Below are 1,396 nucleotides of genomic sequence, written 5' to 3' on the forward strand. Positions count from 1 at the left end.
GGCTGTATAATTTTTCCTGTTGATGAATATCTATGATATTCTATCGACAGGATTTTTTTACGTAAAAAAAGAGGCCATAGTCCTCTCTTACTTAAAATCCTTCTTCGACCAATTCAATTAAGTGTATGGAGATTCAAACTATGTCCTCTTTAAATGATTATATTAAATTTACTCTTGATGTTGAAGATAAAAACATTATTTTTTCTGATTATTCAAATGAAAATATTAACGGTAAGATTTACAAAATATATTTAGCTGAGCTGATCCAGCCTACTTGTCCTTATTGTCGTTCTACTAATCTTAAGCATAACGGTCATTACGTTTCTAACGTTCGTTTCATTACTGCTGATGCTAGTAAGCCCGTTACTATCAGATTAAGAAAACAACGTGTTCTCTGCAATGACTGTTTAAAAAGATCTATGGCTCAATCTAATCTGGTTAATAAAGGCTCCTATATCTCTAACACTTCTAAGCGAAAAATACTTTCTGCTCTTACTGAAGATCGTTCAATGACCAGCATTGCTAGAGAACATAATGTATCTGTCAACACGGTTCAAAGAGTATTAGAAGCCTGCTCTTCTAAGTTCTATGATGACTTTGATCATCTCCCTGAACACTTAGCCTTTGATGAATTCAAAGGTGTAGGCAAAAAGCTTCACTTTATTTGTCTAGATGGTGATACTCACAAAGTTGTTCAAATTCTTAGAACTCGTTTCAAACCTGATATTCTACGCTATTTTTACAAGTTCACTCCTAAAGCTCGTGCAATGGTTAAAACAGTAACTATGGATCTTAATTGTTATTATCCTTTAGTTGCTAGAAAATTATTTCCAAATGCTCAGATAGTTATTGACCGTTTTCATATGGTTCAAATGCTTACTAGATCGTTTAATATTTTCCGAGTTCAAATCATGAAGCAATTTAATAAAAGAAGCCGTGAATATAAGCTTTTAAAGTCTCCTTGGAAGCTTTATCTCATGAAATATGACAAACTTAATAAGACTACTCCTTATTACGACTGGCATTTTAAGGACTGTCTAACACAGGAGCATGTTGTCTTAGATGGTTTAGATTGTGACCAAACCTTAGAAAATACTTATTGGGTTATGCAGGACTTTATGACTGCTATTCAGGATAACGATGAAAAGAAAGTTATCCATCTACTTCATTCAAAACAAAGTGTTGGTAAACAAATGCATCAAACTCTATTAACTTTTAAACGTAATTATTCTGGTGTCCTAAACGGTATTACCTCAACTTATTCTAATGGTTGTCTTGAAGGAGTTAACCGCAAGATTAAACAAATTGAACGTACTGCTTATGGCTATAGAAATTTCAAACATTTATTAATTAGAATTAGACTCGAAGAAAATATTATAAAAGAAAAGGAATCAAA

At 32.4% G+C, this 1,396-nt stretch carries 1 protein-coding gene; it reads left to right on the top strand.

What is annotated here, in order from left to right:
- Positions 1–140: 140 nt before the first annotated feature.
- On the top strand, positions 141–1,396 hold a 1,256-nt coding region (locus CP370_RS09075; RefSeq protein ID WP_098046676.1), incomplete at its 3' end, for an ISL3-like element ISLjo2 family transposase.

It is taken from the genome of Lactobacillus sp. UMNPBX19, assembly GCF_002553805.1.
Lineage (GTDB): Bacteria > Bacillota > Bacilli > Lactobacillales > Lactobacillaceae > Lactobacillus.